At 67.1% G+C, this 16395-nt stretch carries 18 protein-coding genes; 8 read left to right on the plus strand and 10 right to left on the minus strand.

Annotated features, from left to right (window positions below; genetic code table 11):
* Nucleotides 1-155: 155 nt before the first annotated feature.
* Nucleotides 156-1691 (minus strand): aldehyde dehydrogenase family protein, encoded by a 1536-nt coding sequence (locus NE2_RS07815; RefSeq protein ID WP_063025195.1) that lies wholly within the window; start codon nucleotides 1689-1691, stop codon nucleotides 156-158.
* A 146-nt stretch (nucleotides 1692-1837) separates the two neighbouring features.
* Between NE2_RS07815 and NE2_RS07820 the strand changes: the two genes are divergently transcribed.
* Entirely contained in the window at nucleotides 1838-2689 is an 852-nt protein-coding gene (locus tag NE2_RS07820) for an SOS response-associated peptidase (RefSeq protein ID WP_063025197.1), read from the plus strand.
* Between the two features lie 24 nt (nucleotides 2690-2713).
* On the opposite strand, the gene NE2_RS07825 is transcribed toward NE2_RS07820, so the two are convergent.
* From NE2_RS07825 to ybaK, 4 genes are all read right to left on the minus strand, one after another.
* A complete protein-coding gene (locus NE2_RS07825; RefSeq protein ID WP_063025199.1) occupies nucleotides 2714-3052 on the minus strand; it encodes a hypothetical protein in 339 nt (112 codons plus the stop codon).
* A 141-nt stretch (nucleotides 3053-3193) separates the two neighbouring features.
* The gene (locus NE2_RS07830) at nucleotides 3194-4897 is read right to left on the minus strand and encodes an MDR family MFS transporter (protein ID WP_084493891.1); all 1704 of its coding nucleotides are present in this window, start codon (nucleotides 4895-4897) and stop codon (nucleotides 3194-3196) included.
* A 77-nt stretch (nucleotides 4898-4974) separates the two neighbouring features.
* Nucleotides 4975-5475, minus strand: coding sequence for a MarR family winged helix-turn-helix transcriptional regulator (locus NE2_RS07835; RefSeq protein ID WP_063025203.1), 501 nt, complete (start codon nucleotides 5473-5475; stop codon nucleotides 4975-4977).
* A 140-nt stretch (nucleotides 5476-5615) separates the two neighbouring features.
* Nucleotides 5616-6113, minus strand: coding sequence for a Cys-tRNA(Pro) deacylase (gene ybaK / locus NE2_RS07840; protein ID WP_063025205.1), 498 nt, complete (start codon nucleotides 6111-6113; stop codon nucleotides 5616-5618).
* Between the two features lie 471 nt (nucleotides 6114-6584).
* On the opposite strand from ybaK, the gene NE2_RS07845 reads away from it, so the two are divergent.
* Nucleotides 6585-7199 carry a sigma-70 family RNA polymerase sigma factor gene (locus NE2_RS07845; RefSeq protein WP_036504644.1) on the plus strand — a complete coding sequence of 205 codons (615 nt, stop codon included), beginning with the start codon at nucleotides 6585-6587 and terminating at the stop codon, nucleotides 7197-7199.
* A gap of 44 nt (nucleotides 7200-7243) precedes the next feature.
* Entirely contained in the window at nucleotides 7244-7510 is a 267-nt protein-coding gene (gene rsrA, locus NE2_RS07850; protein ID WP_063025383.1) for a mycothiol system anti-sigma-R factor, read from the plus strand.
* Nucleotides 7511-7615: 105 nt separating this feature from the next.
* On the opposite strand, the gene NE2_RS37615 is transcribed toward rsrA, so the two are convergent.
* A complete protein-coding gene (locus NE2_RS37615; protein ID WP_369801531.1) occupies nucleotides 7616-7690 on the minus strand; it encodes a 50S ribosomal protein bL37 in 75 nt (24 codons plus the stop codon).
* Between the two features lie 203 nt (nucleotides 7691-7893).
* On the opposite strand from NE2_RS37615, the gene NE2_RS07855 reads away from it, so the two are divergent.
* Nucleotides 7894-8544 carry a TetR/AcrR family transcriptional regulator gene (locus tag NE2_RS07855; RefSeq protein ID WP_084493876.1) on the plus strand — a complete coding sequence of 217 codons (651 nt, stop codon included), beginning with the start codon at nucleotides 7894-7896 and terminating at the stop codon, nucleotides 8542-8544.
* 130 nt (nucleotides 8545-8674) lie between these two features.
* Complete coding sequence (locus NE2_RS07860; RefSeq protein WP_063025209.1) at nucleotides 8675-10036, plus strand: NAD(P)/FAD-dependent oxidoreductase; 1362 nt, start codon at nucleotides 8675-8677, stop codon at nucleotides 10034-10036.
* Between the two features lie 14 nt (nucleotides 10037-10050).
* Here the strand turns inward: NE2_RS07860 and tsaA are convergent, their stop codons facing one another.
* A complete protein-coding gene (tsaA, locus tag NE2_RS07865) occupies nucleotides 10051-10464 on the minus strand; it encodes a tRNA (N6-threonylcarbamoyladenosine(37)-N6)-methyltransferase TrmO (protein WP_030515053.1) in 414 nt (137 codons plus the stop codon).
* Between the two features lie 66 nt (nucleotides 10465-10530).
* On the minus strand, nucleotides 10531-11532 hold the full coding sequence (locus tag NE2_RS07870; protein ID WP_146165235.1) for an AraC family transcriptional regulator: 1002 nt from the start codon (nucleotides 11530-11532) through the stop codon (nucleotides 10531-10533).
* A 397-nt stretch (nucleotides 11533-11929) separates the two neighbouring features.
* Here NE2_RS07870 and NE2_RS07880 point away from each other — a divergent pair, with 397 nt between their 5' ends.
* Together NE2_RS07880 and NE2_RS07885 are read left to right on the plus strand one after the other, a co-directional pair.
* On the plus strand, nucleotides 11930-12559 hold the full coding sequence (locus NE2_RS07880; protein WP_146165234.1) for a hypothetical protein: 630 nt from the start codon (nucleotides 11930-11932) through the stop codon (nucleotides 12557-12559).
* 361 nt (nucleotides 12560-12920) lie between these two features.
* Nucleotides 12921-13637, plus strand: coding sequence for a DUF8020 domain-containing protein (locus tag NE2_RS07885; protein ID WP_106958507.1), 717 nt, complete (start codon nucleotides 12921-12923; stop codon nucleotides 13635-13637).
* A 219-nt stretch (nucleotides 13638-13856) separates the two neighbouring features.
* Here NE2_RS07885 and NE2_RS07890 read toward each other — a convergent pair whose 3' ends face one another.
* Nucleotides 13857-14282: a MarR family winged helix-turn-helix transcriptional regulator gene (locus NE2_RS07890; protein ID WP_063025219.1), complete on the minus strand. Its 426-nt coding sequence runs from the start codon at nucleotides 14280-14282 to the stop codon at nucleotides 13857-13859.
* A 112-nt stretch (nucleotides 14283-14394) separates the two neighbouring features.
* Between NE2_RS07890 and NE2_RS07895 the strand changes: the two genes are divergently transcribed.
* Nucleotides 14395-15522 carry an NADH:flavin oxidoreductase gene (locus NE2_RS07895; protein ID WP_063025221.1) on the plus strand — a complete coding sequence of 376 codons (1128 nt, stop codon included), beginning with the start codon at nucleotides 14395-14397 and terminating at the stop codon, nucleotides 15520-15522.
* A gap of 70 nt (nucleotides 15523-15592) precedes the next feature.
* Here the strand turns inward: NE2_RS07895 and NE2_RS07900 are convergent, their stop codons facing one another.
* Complete coding sequence (locus NE2_RS07900; RefSeq protein WP_063025223.1) at nucleotides 15593-16384, minus strand: alpha/beta hydrolase family protein; 792 nt, start codon at nucleotides 16382-16384, stop codon at nucleotides 15593-15595.
* Between the last annotated feature and the right edge of the window lie 11 nt (nucleotides 16385-16395).

Consider the following 16395-nt stretch of genomic DNA (forward strand, 5'->3'; position numbering starts at 1 on the left):
GGTTTTGTGATCTCCGACGTATGCTCGTTTATTTGCTGGATTCGGACAATTGCCGCCTCATCCGGGAAGGCGCCGGTTGCCGCGCCCGATCTCACCACGCGATCGGGCCCGCACCGTTGGGTGCGGGCCCGATGGAGAGGCAGTGACTACGCGGACTACTTGTGGCGGCCGTGCAGCAGCGGAACCACCTTGCGCAGCAGCTTCATGGTGCTCTCGGTGCGCTTGTAGCTCATCAGCGCCATACCCGGAATCGCGAAGCGCTGCACCGCGATCGAATGCGGGCTGGTGAACTCCAGCAGACCGGGCGCACCGTGGATGCGGCCGATACCGGAATCGCCGACGCCGCCGAAGGGCAGCGACGCGATGGCGGCGAAGCCGAGCACCGAGTTGACCGAGGTGGCGCCGGCGCGCAGCCGGCGAGCGATCTCGAGGCCGTGCTTGCGCGAGTACACCGCCGACCCCAGGCCGTACTTCGAGTTGTTCGCGAGGTCGACCGCCTCGTCGATGGTGTCGACGGTGCGGATGGTGACGGTCGGGCCGAAGGTCTCTTCGCACACGGCATCCGAGTTCTCGTCCACGTCGACCAGGACCACGGGCTCGATATACGGCGCGTGCACCGAATCCGGGCCGCCCAGCACCGCGGTGCCGCCGTTGGCCAGCGCCGATTCGATGTGCCGGCGCACGATGTCGACCTGCGACGGCATGGTCATCGGGCCGTAGGAGGCCGTGGCGTCGGAGCCGGCGTGCACGTCCGACAGGATCTTCTTCACCTCGGCCACGAACGGCTCGCGAATCGACTTGTCGACGTAGACGCGTTCCACGCCGGCGCAGGTCTGGCCGCTGTTCATGGTCGCGCCGTAGGCGACGGCGTCGGCCGCGGCGGCGATGTCGGCGTCCGCGGCGACGATCACCGCATCCTTACCGCCGCATTCCAGCAGCACCGGAGTCAGCGTTTCGGCCGCGGCGGCCATGATCTTCTTACCGGTCGCGGTGGAGCCGGTGAAGGCGATCTTGTCGACTCCCGCGCGCACCAGCGCGGCGCCGGTCGCGCCGAATCCGTTGATCGTGACGAACACGCCCTCGGGCAGGTCCGGGTTGGCGTCCACGAAGGCCTGGCCGACGAAATTGCCGATGGCGGTGGAGTATTCACTCGGCTTGAACACCACGGTGTTGCCGGCGGCCAACGCGTAGGCCAGCGAGCCGTTGGGGGTGTAGACGGGGTAATTCCACGGGCCGATCACGCCGACCACACCCAGCGGGCGCTGTTCGATCGACGCCGCGAAATTCGACATCAGGGCGCCGGGCGACACCTTCTTCGGTTTGAGAACCTTCTCGGCGTTCTTGGCGGCCCAGGCGATGTGTTCGAGGGCCAGCATCAATTCCAGGTACGCGTCGTCGCGCGGCTTGCCGTTCTCCGCGTGGATCAGATCGCAGAATTCGTCGGCACGGGCGACGAGGCGGCTGGACCAGCGCAGCAGCGCCCGCTTGCGATCGGCGAAGCTGAGGCCGCTCCAGGTCGCGGCGGCCGCGCGGGCCTTGGCGACGGCCGCCCGCACCGCATCGTCGTCGGCGATGGGGTGGGTGGCGATGACCTCGCCCGTGGCCGGATTGAGTGAGGAGAGCTCGGTGGGCCGAGCGGATTCGGCTGCCTGTGCCGACGCGGTGGCGGCGGTGGACTCGGTGGTGGACATGGTTCGGCGACCCCTAATGAGAGAGTGGTGGCAAAAAATTCTCACATTCGCGATGTGATGTCAATCGCCTTCAGTTGGATTCGTCTCGTTGTGCGGGTATGGCCGAGCCTACGGATTCTGTCGGTCCCGGATGGCAGCATGGAGATATGTGCGGCAGATATGCGACCACGGCGAATCCCGCCAGGCTGGCGGTCGAACTCGACGCCCTCGACGAGACCGCGGACGGTGCGCCGAGTGACGCCGCCGCAGGAAGATCGGCGCCCGGTGATGGTGACAAGAGTGCCGGCGGCAAATCCGGAAACGGCGCCAACTACAACGTCGCCCCGACGAATCAGATCCTCACCGTCGTTCGCCGTCACGACCACGACCACCCCGACGACGACCCGACGCTGCGGATTCGCCGCATGCGCTGGGGGCTGATCCCGGTCTGGACGAAGGCCGCCGAACCGGGAGTTCCGGCCAAGGGCAAGCCGCTGTTCAATGCCCGAGCCGACCGCGCCGCCACGGCACCCTCGTTCCGGGATTCGGTGAAGAAGCGTCGCTGTCTGGTTCCGATGGACGGCTGGTACGAATGGCTCACCGAACCGCATCCCACCGGCTCCGGCAAGGCCGTGAAGCAGCCGTATTACATGTCGGATGCCCAGGGACGCCGGCTGTACATGGCCGGCCTGTGGTCGGTGTGGCGGGATCCGGCGCAGCGGGATATGGCCCCGCTGCTGTCCTGCACGATCCTCACCACCGACGCGGTGGGCGATCTGACCCGCATCCACGATCGGATGCCGCTGATGATGCCGCGCGAACACTGGGACGCCTGGCTCGACCCCGACCATCCGGCGCCACACGAATTACTGGAAACCCCTGAGGCGCAGGTGATTTCGTCCATCGTCGCGCGTCCGGTCTCGCCGCTGGTGAATTCGGTGCGCAACAACGGTCCACAGCTGCTGGAGCCGGTACCGGGTGCGGGCAGCGAACAGGCCGGGCAGATCAGCCTGATCTGAACCCGGCCCGGCGCTGTTGGCCCGCTAGTCACATTTCACGGATGGCATCGCGATGTTCAGCCCACATTTCAGGACGTCGGCGCCCATCTCGACGATCTTTGTGGTGGTGTCGGTGGCCAGTTCGATAATGTCGGTGGTGGCGTGGCCGCCCAGCTTCTCGGCTTTCTCCGCCTGTGGATCCTGCTCCGGCGTGCCCGGATGTTCGGCGTCGCCGCCGAGCGGATAGTTCGGATCGTGGACGGGGACCGGCGCGCTCGGAGCAGCGCCGGCGGGCGCTGCTGTCAGCAGACCGGATCCCAGGCTGAGCAGTGCGGCGCCGGCGGTCGCGGCGAGCAGGCTACGTACGCGCGGACGATGGATCATTTCGCATCACATCCTCGGTTCGGAACGAATCGGGAGAGAACGAACTGCCCGACCAGTAACGCACAGAGACAGGTGAGCTTCGGGTAATTCGCGGGAATCGTAGGTGTGGCGCAGCGTGTCCAGCGGAGTGTTGCCGCCGGATCACCTCTGTAGAGTCGCCGCCGGATCCGGCTCTGCCCGCACCGCTGTCGCGGTCGGTTCGGCCTTCTCACCGCCCACCGGAGCGGAGTCGGCAGCGACCAGGACACGCGGCTGATTGGTCTCCGCACTCGCCTGCAGCCCACCCGCCGTGCGCAGCGGCACCTCCTTCCAGAACACCACCAGCAACAGCGCGATCCCGGCGATGGCGGTGACGGCGAGGAATACGGTGTCCATCGAATCGGCGAAGCCGACCTGGAACGGGCGGGCCAGCGTCGGATTCAACTGCTGGATCACCGAACTGTCGCTCATCACCTGTCCGGCCGCCGAGACATCATGGGACAGCAAACCTTTCGACAGCGCCGCATCGGCGGGATTGCTGCTGTGCGCACCGGCGATCACCGCCTGCTGATAGGCCGGTTGTGTTGCCGCGCTGTGCAATTCGTCGCTGATATGCGGCGTCAGCTGTGCGAACAGAATGGACAGGAAGACCGCCACGCCCAGGGTGCCGCCGATCTGCCGGAAGAAGGTGGCCGCGGCCGTGGACACGCCCATATCCTTCGGCGGCAGGGCATTCTGCAAGGCCAGCGTGAGCGGCTGCATGAGGTTGCCGAGGCCGAGTCCGGCGATCGCCATGAAGATCATCACCAGCCACAGCGGGCTGTCGGCGCCGATCAGATGCAGCAGGAACAGCCCGAGCGTCAGCAGGCCGGCGCCGATCAGCGGGAAGACGCGATAGCGGCCGGTGCGGGAGATGGTCTGGCCCGCGATCACCGAGGCCGTCATCATGCCGAGCACCATGGGCAGCATCTGCAGGCCGGCGACGGTCGGGCTCGATCCGCGCACCACCTGCAGATACTGCGGCAGCAGGGAGATCCCGCCGAACATGCCGGCGCCCACCACGAAGGAGATGACCACGCCCAGGGCGAACGTCGAATTCTTGAACATCCGCAGCGGAATCAGCGCCAGATCGCCGAGTTTCGCCTCGACCGCGACGAAGCCCAGTACGCCGGCCGCGCCGATCAGATAGCAGGCGATGGCATCCGGGCTGCCCCAGCCCCATTCCCTGCCCTGCTCGGCCACCACCAGCAGCGGGACGATGCCCACCGCGAGCATCAGCACGCCCCACCAGTCGATCCGCACTCCGGGATGCGGGCGGCGCGGCAATTGCAGGACCTTGGTGACCACGGCGAAGGCGAGCAGCCCGATCGGCACGTTCACCAGGAACACCCAGCGCCAGCCGTCGATGCCGAGAATGACCGGCTGGCCTGCGAACAGGCCGCCCAGCACGGGCCCCACGACACTCGAGGTGCCGAAGACGGCCAGGAAGTAGCCCTGATAGCGGGCGCGCTCCCGCGGCGAGACGATATCTCCCATGATGGTCAGCGCCAGCGACATCAGCCCGCCCGCGCCCAGTCCCTGAAATGCGCGGAAGGCGGCCAGCTCGTACATCGATTGCGCCATGGTGCACAGCAGCGACCCGGCGACGAAGATGGCGATCGCCGCCAGATAGAAGGGCTTGCGCCCGAACATATCCGACAGCTTCCCGTACAGCGGCGTGCTGAGGGTCGCGGTGATGAGATAAGCGGTGGTGACCCACGCCTGCAGCGAATAGCCGCTGAGATCGTCGGAAATGGTGCGGATGGCCGTGGACACGATGGTCTGGTCCAGGGAGGCCAGCAGCATGCCGAGGATCAGGCCGCTCATGATCACCAGCACCTGCCGGTGGGTGAAACCCGCGGCGTTCGGTGCGGTGCCGGCCGCGGCCGGGGTGGTGGTTGTGGTCACGAATTCTTCTCCGTCGCAGGGCCTTCCGTGGGGGAGGGGAGGGTGAGTATCGCCGGTCGCGCGGCTTCGTAGTCGTCGACGAAGCGGTGCAGCAAAACCGCGAACTGCTCGCGGTCGGGGTCGTTCCAGTCGGTCAGGATGCGCCCGATCATCTCGTTGCGCCGTGCGCGCAGCTGGGCGGCCATCTCCTTGCCGGCGTCGGTGACGATCAGGACGCTGGCGCGGCCGTCGCCGGGGTCGGCCTCGCGGCGCACCAGGCCGCGCTTGACCAAAGTCGCCACCTGGCGGCTGATCGTGGACGCGTCGGAGTACATCGCCTCGGCCAGCGCGCCGGAGCGCATCGGGCCGTCGCAGAGCAGGCGGAAGATGATGCGGTAGGCCGAGAGATCGATGTCGCCGTGCGATGCCGCTGCCACCTGGGCGTTGGTCCGCTCCCGGATCCGCCCCAGGCGAATCAGCTGCTGGGCGATCTGATCGATCACCTGCTCGCTGTCCATGTCGGACCTCCGTTTCCACCCGATCGGCCTCGTACCGGGCCGAAAACTACTTGCATCAATCAACTATTTGTATACACCAACTAGTTGTTACACACAAATATTTCCGATGAGGGTGGTCGGATCTCGCCGAATGCGAGAAATCAGGCGATGACGGGCGCCGTGACCGCGCCGGTCAACCGGATCAGCTCCGCCGGCGCGAGTTCGATCTCGAGGCCTCGCTTTCCGGCGCTCACGAGGATGCGATCCCAGCTCAGGGCGGATTCGTCCACCACGGTGGGGAGTGCGCGCTTCTGCCCCAGCGGCGACACCCCGCCCAGGACGTAACCGGTGACGCGCTGGGCCTTCGCCTTGTCGGCCATGGCCGCCTTGGGCGCGCCCAGAGCCGCGGCCGCCGCCTTCAACGCCAGCGAGTGCGGAACCGGGAGCACCGCGACCGCGGGCGTGCCGGTCGACAGTTCGATGATCAGCGTCTTGAAGATCTGAGCGGCCGTCACACCCACCCGCTCCGACAGGGCGGTGACGGCCTCGTCACCGTAGGAGTCGCTGCGCGGATCGTGGGGGTAGGAATGCACCGCATGGGGCACCTTCGCCTGGGTCAGTGCCCGGATCGCGGGTGTCGATGCGGCCATGCCGGCCACCCTAGCGGCGCCGGTTCATCCCCGGCAATCGCGTTTCGCCGGGTGTGACGCGGCCGTGGGAACACAGTGGAGGCCCCACATGTTGCACTGTTCCGCCAGCACAGCGCAGCTGCCTTCGCAGCCGCTCGAGATCGGAAAAGTTCGAAGGAGATGCCGGTGACCGTCCTCGTCGACGAACGCCCGGTAACGACCGGCGACTCGCTGTCGTACCCGCTGATCGACTTCATGATCCCGGACACCGGGTTCGATCGGCGACCCTCGCGCGCGGTAGATTCAGATGCTACGGCGACCGAAGGGACTTCCGTGACGAGCGACGACGAACTGGCGGCCGATCGCCCCCGCGGTGACACCGCGGGCGGTTCCCGACCGGAGGATATCGAGATCCCCGACGACCCGGTGGACGACGACCTCACGTCCGAGGATTCCGACGCTCGCGACGCCGAGGACGCGGACAGCGACGACGATTCGACCGTGCGCTCCACGGCCGACGAGGCCGAGCTCGCGCGGCGCTTCGAGCGGGACGCGCTGCCGCTGCTGGATCAGCTCTACGGTGCGGCCCTGCGGATGACCCGCAACCCGGCCGACGCCGAGGATCTGGTGCAGGAGACCTTCGCCAAGGCCTATCAGGGTTTCCGGTCCTTCCGGGAGGGCACCAACCTGCGGGCCTGGCTGTATCGGATCCTGACCAACACCTACATCAACTCGTATCGCAAGAAGCAGCGCCAGCCCGCGCAGTACCCCACCGACGAGATCACCGACTGGCAGCTCGCCGCGACGGCCGAGCACACCTCCACCGGTCTGCGCTCGGCGGAGATGGAGGCGCTGGAGGCGCTGCCCGACGACGACATCAAGGCGGCACTGCAGTCGCTGCCGGAGGAATTCCGGATGGCGGTGTACTACGCCGACGTGGAGGGCTTCCCCTACAAGGAGATTGCCGACATCATGGGGACTCCGATCGGCACCGTCATGTCCCGGCTGCACCGCGGGCGCAAACAGCTCAAGGGGCTGTTGGCCGATGTCGCGCACGAGCGGGGGTTCGACCGGAACCGAACGGGCAACGGGGCGCGTCAGGAGGTAACCCAGTGAGCACCAGCGGGCACGAGCACGAGGATCGGGGCGCCGGGGACGAGATGGAACTGGACTGTTCGGCGGTTCTCACCGACGTCTGGCTGATTCTCGACGGTGAATGCGACGAGGCCACGCGGGCGCGATTGCAGCACCACATGGACCATTGCTCGCCGTGTATCGAGGCTTACGGTCTGGAGGAGAAGCTCAAGCGCCTGCTGAGCCGCAAATGTGGTGGGGACCGTGCCCCCGAATCGTTGCGCGAGCGGCTCACTCTCGACATCCGGCGGTCGATCACCGTCACCGAAACCCGGGTCGAACGCGAGTCCTGACCGGAAACGCGAATGCGGCACGCCATCCGTGATGGCGTGCCGCATTGTCGTCTTCAGCAGTGCACCGAGTCCGCTGGGCGGTCCCGGGGCGCACGGCGCAACGGCTCAGGAGTTGGGCCGCTTGCCGTGGTTGGCCGCATTCTTACGGCGGCTGCGCTTCTTACGCCCACGCTTACCCATCGGTATCTCCCTTCTGACCACACCAGGCTGGGGTGAACCCGCCTCAGGTGCGAGTTCCTGGGAGGAAAGGTTACATGCGTCCGCCGCCCACCCGGCAATCGGCCGGTGAGCGACCCGAATGCGGCACGCGGTAATCCGCCGATCGTGCGGGCGGCGGTTGTGGCGGACCCGGGCGTCGGTACCGTGAGCGGAGGAGGTGCCAGGTGGACAGACAGATGACGCAGGCCAGGCAGCGGCGTCGGCGGGTGATCCTGGCCGCGGCGGCGGGTTTGTTCGCCGCGTGTGGGTATCGGGCCGCGGGCATGGAGGAGATCGCCTGCCGGGCCGGGATCAGCAAGCCGGTCCTGTACAAGTCGTTCTCGAGCAAGCTGGAACTGTATCTGGCCGTTCTGCACGAGGCGATGCAGGAACTGGAGGAGACGCTCACCGCCGCACTCGAACCCGCCGAGGGCATGCGCTCGATCGTGGAGGCTTCGGTAGCAGCGGTGTTCGACTTCGCCGACACCCGGCCACGCAGTGCCGCCCTGCTGGCCGGCGCCGCCGTGGCCGACGAACCGTCGGCGCAACGCATCGCCCATCAGGCCGCCACCATCTGTATCGACACGCTCGCGCAGGCGCTGGCACCGCATCCGCTACCGCGCGCCGAGCACGGCTGGCTGATCACGGCCGAGCTGGTCGCCATCGCTCAGTCGTGTGCGCGGGACTGGGTGGCCACCGGCAAACCCCTGCCCAAACACGAGGCCATCGCCACGACCGCCAGCCTGTGCTGGACCGGACTCGCCGGCGTGCAATTGGCGCCGAAGCATTCGGCCCGCGACGTCGGCCAGTTCCCGGTTCCGGACGCCACGGCATAGCGGGCGAACCGCCGGCAACTGTCCGGCGCCGCTGATGCCTTGCGCCGATTCGACTTTCGCCGCTGCCACCGCATCGGCCCGGCCGCCGAACGCGGCCCGAGTCTTCGGTCGCGATCAGTAGAGTGAATTCGTGAGTCCCGCGAAGATCGTGATCATCGGCGGTGGTTTCTCCGGCGTCGAATGTGCCCGTTACCTGGAACGTCATCTCAGTTCCGACGAAGCGTTCATCCAACTCGTGACACCGGATGCGGGGCTGCTCTATCTGCCGCTGCTGCCGCAGGTCGCCTCGGGTGTGCTGAATCCGCGGTCGATCACGGTGTCGCTGCGGCGGGTGTTGCGCCGCACCGAGGTGGTGCCGGGGATGGCGATAGGGGTGCATCCGGATACCCGGCAGGTCGTGGTGCGCGGATCCGCGGGCGCCGACAGTGCTCTCGACTACGACCATCTGGTGCTGGTGCCGGGCAGTATCACTCGCGTCCTCGATGTGCCCGGACTGGACGAGTACGGATTCGGGATGAAGACGCTCGCCGAGGCCATGTTCCTGCGTGACCACGTCCTGCAGCAGTTGGACGTCGCCGCCGTGCGCGGCGGCGAGGAGGAGGACCGGGAGCGGCTGAACTTCGTCACCATCGGCGCCGGTTACGCCGGTACCGAGACCGCGGCGGTGCTCAACAAGGTCACCCGGGCCGCCGCGCGCCGGTATTTCCCGAAGCTGGAATCCGGCATGGTGCGCTGGCATCTGGTCACCCACGGCGATCGGATCATGCCCGAACTCGGGCAGCGACTGGGGGAACAGGCCAAACGGAATCTGGCCGAACGCGGCATCGAATTGATCACCGGTACGTCGGCGAAAGAGGTTACCGCCCACGGGGTTCAACTCACCAACGGCCGGTTCATCCCGACGCGGACGGTGCTGTGGACCGCCGGTGTGGTCCCCAGCCCTCTCGCCGGACACCTCGGTGCGGCGACGGAGAAGGGCCGCATCGTCGCGGCAGCCGATTTCACCGTGCCGGGACTCACCGGTGTATGGGCCTGCGGCGATGCGGCCGCGGTACCCGACCTGACCGCCGGTGCGGGCGCGGTGTGCGCTCCCACCGCACAGCACGCCATGCGGCAGGGACGTCACCTCGGCAAGAATCTGGTGGCCGCGCTTCGTGGCGCGCGGCCGACGCCGTACCGGCACCAGGACCTCGGGTTGGTGGTCGACCTCGGCGGCGCCGATGCGGTGGCGCGCCCGCTGAAGATCGGATTGCGCGGCATCCCAGCACAATTCGTCACGCGCGGCTATCACCTGATGGCGCTGCGCACCCTCGTCGCCCGGGCCCGGGTGGCCTTCGACTGGACTGTGCACGGCCTCAGCGGCGACGACTTCCTCCGTATCGGCTACGGCGACTACAGCACCCACACGATCGGCGGTTTCGAGCAGACCGGATGCTATCTACCGGCCGAGGAAGTCCCGCGCACGCTGAAAGCACTCGGCGACAACGACTGACCGCAGATTTCATCTCACCGGTTCGCCGCGGACGCCGCGAGCACGGGCTTGATGTCGAGGACCGGGGTGCCGTCGAAGGCTTCCAGGTGGGCGACGCGGATCCGGGCGCCGGCGATGGAGAGGATCCGGACTTCGTGCAGCCCGATCGGGTTCGGGCGGTGTGGTGCGCGCGTGCTGAACACACCGCTGAGCGGACGGCTCGTGTCACCACGGGGATGGAGAGTCAGGGTGTCCCGGTCGGCGCGGTCGAGCCAGGTCAGCAGAACCAGGTCCATCCCGGGCTCGAGGCCCTCCAGCGCCTCGGCGTAGCGGTCGTCGAGCACGATCCAGGCCGGCGGGGCGCCTTCGTCGGGCTGACGCGGTGCGGTAGCGAGATCCGTGAGTTCGGATTCGACGGATCCGATCGGGCGCAGCAGATAGTCGGTCACCGCCCCAGTGTGATACCTCAACCCCGCTGCAGGTCAAGGGTTTCGGGTGACGACGGCGGGACTCTGCTACGACCCGTACAGCTCGGCGCGCATCTGCTCCGGGCTCCGGCCGTACCGGCGCTGGAAGGCTTCGCGGAACCGGCGTGTGGTGGTGAACCCGGTTCGGTGCGCGACCGTGTCCATGTCCACCGGCAGGGGAGACGACAAGCGCTGCCGCGCACGGTCGAGACGAATCGTGCGCAGCAGCGCCGCCGGGGCCAGACCTGTCGACTCGGTGAGGGCGCTGTGCAGTGTCCGGCGCGAGCAACCGCACATACCGGCGACCGCCTCCAGTGTCAGTCTGCTGTCGCCGCAGTGTATTTCCATGATCTCGCGTGCCCGAGCAGCCAGATGCGCATATTTGCCACCCGCCGCGACACGGGTGTGGTCGTGGTTGAGCACACCGTCGAGCAACACGAGGGCGCTGGAATACGCGACAGCGAAATCCACTGCGGTCCAGTCTCCGTGACCGGCGTGCAGCTCATCGATCTGCCGCACCAGCGAGCGCACCAAGGGACGCCGTCCGTCGAGTGCGAGGGGAGCGTTCCGCGCGCGAGAGAGATCCACCGACGTCTCCGGGACGGTCATGATCAGCGCTCGCAGCGGCTCGTCCTGACGCATCACCAGCGGCGCTCCCCACTGGAAGAATGCCAATGTGCCGGGAGCGACGACTTCCGCGGAATCACCCTGCGCGAACTTGAATTCCCCGCGCAGCGGTAGCAGCAACCGGTAGCTGTCGTCGCCGTCGCTGCGCACATCTCGTCCGGTGCGGCGGTAGTGCACGGGATCGGAATCGAAGCGCACGATCTGCATCCGGCCGACTCGCTGCGCGGTGGTCGACCAGGCGAAGTCGTCGACGGTGTCGCCGAACGCCAATCCCACCGACCCTTGCCGGCTCCGCAGGTAGTGGTGCCAGTACTCCATCCGCTCGGCGAGTGTCTCAGCGGATGCCGACGATTCCTCCTCCCACTGATACTCCGAATCCAAGAGAAGTTCCCTTTCGCGCGCCCAGCCGAAGAACGGCTTCAAGCTACAGCTCCGGCCTGAGCGCGGATCTCCCCTCCTGCTTGCGGATCCGCGATCAGTGTGCCCGCCGCGACCACCCCTGGGCGCACGAAAAACGTTAGACGCCAACACTTCCGATTTCTGGCAAGTTCACGGCGCATTCTGGCAAGACTCGCTGCCGACCAGTGTGCCCGCGGCGCGACTCGAGAGCCGCAGGTTCATTTCCGCCGGGGTCCGCGGTTGTTGATAAAGGGATTTACAGGACAGACCGGAAAAAACAGACGTATCGCACCAACGCCACTTTCACGTCCGAATCAACGTTTCCCCGATTGAGCTGGAAACGCATTCCGTCGATACTGCTGGGATTTTTCGTCTTTCCCTCTTCGCGGTTATAGTGCTTGCGTTCCGCCTGGTTCCGATTATGGTGAAGGTCGCCGATGATGTCGCTCGTCTGTGTTGCCGACACATCGTCGTTTTCCTTCGGCGGGGCGGACGCGAGGTCTTTGTCATGATGTGGTCGAGTGACCGAATTCGTGGTGGCCTGGCCGGCGTCACGTGCGGGATATTGGCTTTCGCGGCGCACGGTATCGAAAGGGACTCTCCGAATTCTGCTGCGCTGATGCTCGTGTTGCTGGTCAGTGGCGTAGTCGGTGCGGTAGTGGGTTGCTCGGCCGGCCGCGGCCGGTTGTGGTTGTTCGGGATGCTGGCCCTGGGGCAGTTGCTCGGCCACACGGCATTGGCATCGATGGAGCCGCCGCGACCTTCGCATCCCTCCGAGATCAGTGGCTGCGGCGGGGGATGGATCATGCTCGCCGCTCACGCGGCCGCCACGATGCTGTGTGCCCTGCTCATTGCGGCGGCCGAGCGGTTGTATCGCGCGGTGGCCGGGCTCGTGTCGACTCTGCTGTCGACGTTTTCGCCCCGCCCTGCCCTCGACGACCCCCTCTCCGGTGTGCGGTACGCCGCTGATCGGCGGGGCGCGATTCTGCTGCGGGGCGCGATTTCTCGTCGCGGCCCTCCTTTCCCATTGCCGGTTGTGGTAGCGGCCTGACCGGTTATCGGTTCGGCGCGAACGCTCGGCAACCGCGCCTTCTCGTACCGACCGAGATTCATATCGCGGGCAATGGACCGTGGCCTGCGGCGAATATTCCCACAAGTGGTTATTCGATACTTTACTTCGGTGCGGTCGATCTGATCATCTGTATCGTTGCGATTTTCACGCGGCGCTATCGGATGGGAATGTGTACGGCTGTTTTCCTCCGGGATCGTGCGGCCGGCCTTCGGCATTGCCATGTAGCTGTTTCTGCTCGCAGCCGGCCTTTGCTCGCGGGCAGAAGAGATAGTCCGCCACTGTCGTTTCCCTCACCACTTTTCGACTCGTGGGCATTCGTGCTCACGAAGAAGGACACCTGATGAAGACCATGAAGAAGTTCGCCGCCACCTCCGCGATCGCGATCGCCGCGCTGACGGTCTCCGCCGGTACCGCATACGCCGACACGCCGGCGCCGTCCGCCCCGGCGGCCGGTAAACCCGACGCGACGATCAGCACCGACGTCGCCCCCGGGATTCACTACACCGCCAACGTGGTCGACCAGTCGGTAGTGCTGCGCACCGATGCGGGCCGGCTGACCACTCGCGGGAACCAGTTCGAAATGCTCGACGGCAACGGCAATCTCGCCTTCGGTATGCCGCTGACCTATCGGCTCGATCACAAGGACTGGCCCATCGCCGCGCAGATCGATGCCGATGGCCGCACCGCGACGCTCACCCCCAGTCGTAACCCTGCCGACGCCGTCGCCTCGACGCAGCCCGATGCAAAGCCGATCTTCTCCCAGGACGACTTCAACGGCGCGCTCGGTGTGGCCGCCAACCAGGTCGGCCTGGCCTCCGGACTCGGTGTTCTCCTGGGTACCGCGATCGGTCTCGTCGGCGGCTGTGTGGCCGGTGCGGTGGTCGGCACCGCGCTGATGCCGCCGCTGTTCTTCGCCGGCGCACCGGGAGGCTGTATCGCTGGAGCCATCTCCGGTGCGGCGCTCGGTGCCGCGATCGGCACGGTCGCCATCGGCGGCCCCGCCGCGGTGGTCTCCTTGGTCCAGATGTACAACACCCTCACCAACCCTCAGAAGTAACGCTGTGCGGGTGTCGCGTTTCGTCACGGACCGGACGCGACACCCGCTCGCGGGGTGAAAATCGCTGCGGTGGCGCGTTTCTCGCGGAGACGGCGACTGCTCGAAGAGTGTTCGATGACGTCCACGTCCAGCTTTCACGACTGCAAACCCGCCCGCGCCCTCGGCAAAGTAACCGCAGCGCAACCGGGTTGGAACGCCGAGCTCCGGACTTGTCGGGCGTCAGGGCTCGACGAAAGCCCGTTCCAGGAGCGTGTACAGGCGGGCTCGGTCCTCGTCGCCGAGCCTGCTCAGGCCTTCTCGGGTCCGGTGCATTGTCGCGCGGATCGCGTCGACGGCACGCTCGCCCGCGGAGGTGATGACCAGATTCGTCACGCGACGGTCGGATGCGCTGGCCTCCCGTCGCACGAGGCCCCGCTTCTCCAGCCGGTCGATGATCCCGGTGACGTTGGACGCGTCGCACGCCAGTATCTCGGCCAGGGTGCGCATCGCGGCGGGACCCCGGCGCAGCACCGTCAAGGTCTTGCCCTGGCTCGCCGTGAGGTTCTCACTCGCCGCGGCGGCCGTGAAGTCGCTGTAGTAGACGCCCAGCGACACCGAGAGCAGCTCCATGAGCTGGGCCGTGTCGATGTGCTGAACCTCTGCCATGCAATTCATCCTACGTTCCGAAACTTGACCATCTCAACTATTGACCCCTACCGTGGAAATTGCTTGAGGTTATCAACCATCAAAGTTGTCAAGTTTCTACGAGGAGCAACCCGTGCCCGTCACCGCGTCCGACGTCTCCCGCGCAGCGGAGATGCTGTCCCGGCCCGTATCCGTGAACAGCCTGACCATCCCCAACCGCATCGTGATGGCGCCGATGACGCGCATGTTCTCCCCGGGCGGCATTCCCGGCGACGACGTGCGGTCCTACTACGCGCGCCGGGCTGCCGCCGGTGTCGGTCTGATCGTTACCGAGGGGACCTACGTCGGTCACGCGTCGGCCGGTCAGAGCGATCGGGTACCGCGATTCCACGGTGCCGAGCAGTTGGCGGGCTGGGCGAAGGTCGCCGCGGACGTGCACGCGGTGGGCGGCACGATCGTGCCGCAACTGTGGCACATCGGCATGGTCCGCAACCACGGCGAACAGCCCTACCCCGAGGCCCCGGCCATGGGCCCCTCCGGCATCCGCGTCGACGGTACCGAGGGGACCGGCGCGGCGATGACGCAGCGTGACCTGGACGACGTCGTCGCCGCCTTCGCCGAGGCTGCCGCGGACGCCGAGCGCATCGGTTTCGACGGGGTCGAACTGCACGGCGCCCACGGCTACCTCATCGACCAGTTCCTGTGGGCGCGCACGAATCGCCGCACCGATGCCTACGGTGGAGATCCCTTGGCGCGCACCAGGTTCGCGACCGAGATCGTCGCCGCGGTTCGCGCGGCCGTGTCGCCCGGTTTCCCGGTGATCTTCCGCTTCTCGCAGTGGAAGCAGGAGGCCTACGACGCGCGGCTCGCCGAGACCCCGCAGGAACTCGACGCGATCCTGGCGCCGCTGGCCGCCGCCGGTGTCGATGCCTTCCACGCCTCCACCCGCCGGTACTGGCTCCCGGAGTTCGAGGGCTCGGACCTGAACCTGGCCGGGTGGACCAAGAAGCTCACCGGCAAGCCCACCATCACCGTCGGCTCGGTCGGCCTCGACGGCGACTTCCTCCACGCCTTCACGGGCCGCGGCGCCGAACTCGGCAGCCTCGACAACCTTCTGGACCGCCTGGAACGCGACGAGTTCGACCTGGTCGCCGTCGGCCGGGCCCTCCTGCAGGACCCGGAATGGGCGGCCAAGGTGCTGGGCGGCCGGATCGACGAACTGAAGGCCTACGATGCGGCGGCGCTGAAGACCCTGAGCTAGGAAGACACTGAACTCTCGGCCGCGGTGAGCGAAATCGTGGGAGCTGGTCGGATGCTGTGGGTGGCGAGCTTCAGCGCGCCAGATCCATGACCGCCGCGCGGCAGGCCTCCCACGCCGGGGACGTGACGTCGATGAGTGCGTAGTGGTCGGTGCCGGGGAGCACCAGTAGCCGGGAGTCGTCCCCGGCCTGTCGGGCTGTGGCGACGAAGCGCTGCGACTGGCCGAGTGGCACGTCCTCATCAGCGGTGCCGTGCACGCACATCGAGGGGACGCCCATCGGAAGCAGTGCGCTGGGACAAGCCAGGGAGCGGGCCGCGGGGTCGTCTGCCCAGGCGCCCAGGAAGTTTCGGATGGCTCCGGAACCCAGGTCCTCCTTCAGCGCGAGCTCGAGGTCCAAAACTCCTGCCTGGCTGACGAACCCGGTCAGCGGTACAAGGGGCGAGCCTCCGGGAGAATCGGCGGGCAGCGATCCTCGACCGGCCAGCCAGCCGGCCAGCTGACCTCCCGCCGAATGCCCGATCGCGACGACTCGTGACAGGTCGAGACTGCCGACTTCCAGGGTCCGGCCGATCGCGGCGAGCCGGTCGACGGCGGCGGCAACGTCGACACAGGTGGTCGGCCAACCGCCGCCGCCGCGGTCCGGGTCGCCGCCCACTCTCCGATATTCGATGTTCCAGGCGGCGAAGCCGTGCCGGGCCAGATCCTCGGCCGGCTCGGAGGTCAGGTCGGCACCGTAGGCCGTTCGCCAGAATCCGCCATGGATGACCACGGCAACGGGCCAGCGGCCGGGGCAGTCGGGAAGGCTGAGCATGCCGTGCTGGCTCGGGTGGGTGCCGTAGCGCACCAACGCACGTGTCGGCATTCCACACCTCT

This window comes from Nocardia elegans NBRC 108235, assembly GCF_001612845.1.
GTDB classification, from domain to species: Bacteria; Actinomycetota; Actinomycetes; order Mycobacteriales; family Mycobacteriaceae; genus Nocardia; species Nocardia nova.

Coding starts and splice junctions, on each gene's coding strand:
- NE2_RS07815 (WP_063025195.1), bottom strand. CDS start 1,691: ATGTCCACCACCGAGTCCACCGCCGCCACCGCGTCGGCACAGGCAGCC.
- NE2_RS07820 (WP_063025197.1), top strand. CDS start 1,838: ATGTGCGGCAGATATGCGACCACGGCGAATCCCGCCAGGCTGGCGGTC.
- NE2_RS07825 (WP_063025199.1), bottom strand. CDS start 3,052: ATGATCCATCGTCCGCGCGTACGTAGCCTGCTCGCCGCGACCGCCGGC.
- NE2_RS07830 (WP_084493891.1), bottom strand. CDS start 4,897: ATGAGCGGCCTGATCCTCGGCATGCTGCTGGCCTCCCTGGACCAGACC.
- NE2_RS07835 (WP_063025203.1), bottom strand. CDS start 5,475: ATGGACAGCGAGCAGGTGATCGATCAGATCGCCCAGCAGCTGATTCGC.
- rsrA (WP_063025383.1), top strand. CDS start 7,244: ATGGAACTGGACTGTTCGGCGGTTCTCACCGACGTCTGGCTGATTCTC.
- NE2_RS07880 (WP_146165234.1), top strand. CDS start 11,930: ATGGTGAAGGTCGCCGATGATGTCGCTCGTCTGTGTTGCCGACACATC.
- NE2_RS07885 (WP_106958507.1), top strand. CDS start 12,921: ATGAAGACCATGAAGAAGTTCGCCGCCACCTCCGCGATCGCGATCGCC.
- NE2_RS07890 (WP_063025219.1), bottom strand. CDS start 14,282: ATGGCAGAGGTTCAGCACATCGACACGGCCCAGCTCATGGAGCTGCTC.
- NE2_RS07900 (WP_063025223.1), bottom strand. CDS start 16,384: ATGCCGACACGTGCGTTGGTGCGCTACGGCACCCACCCGAGCCAGCAC.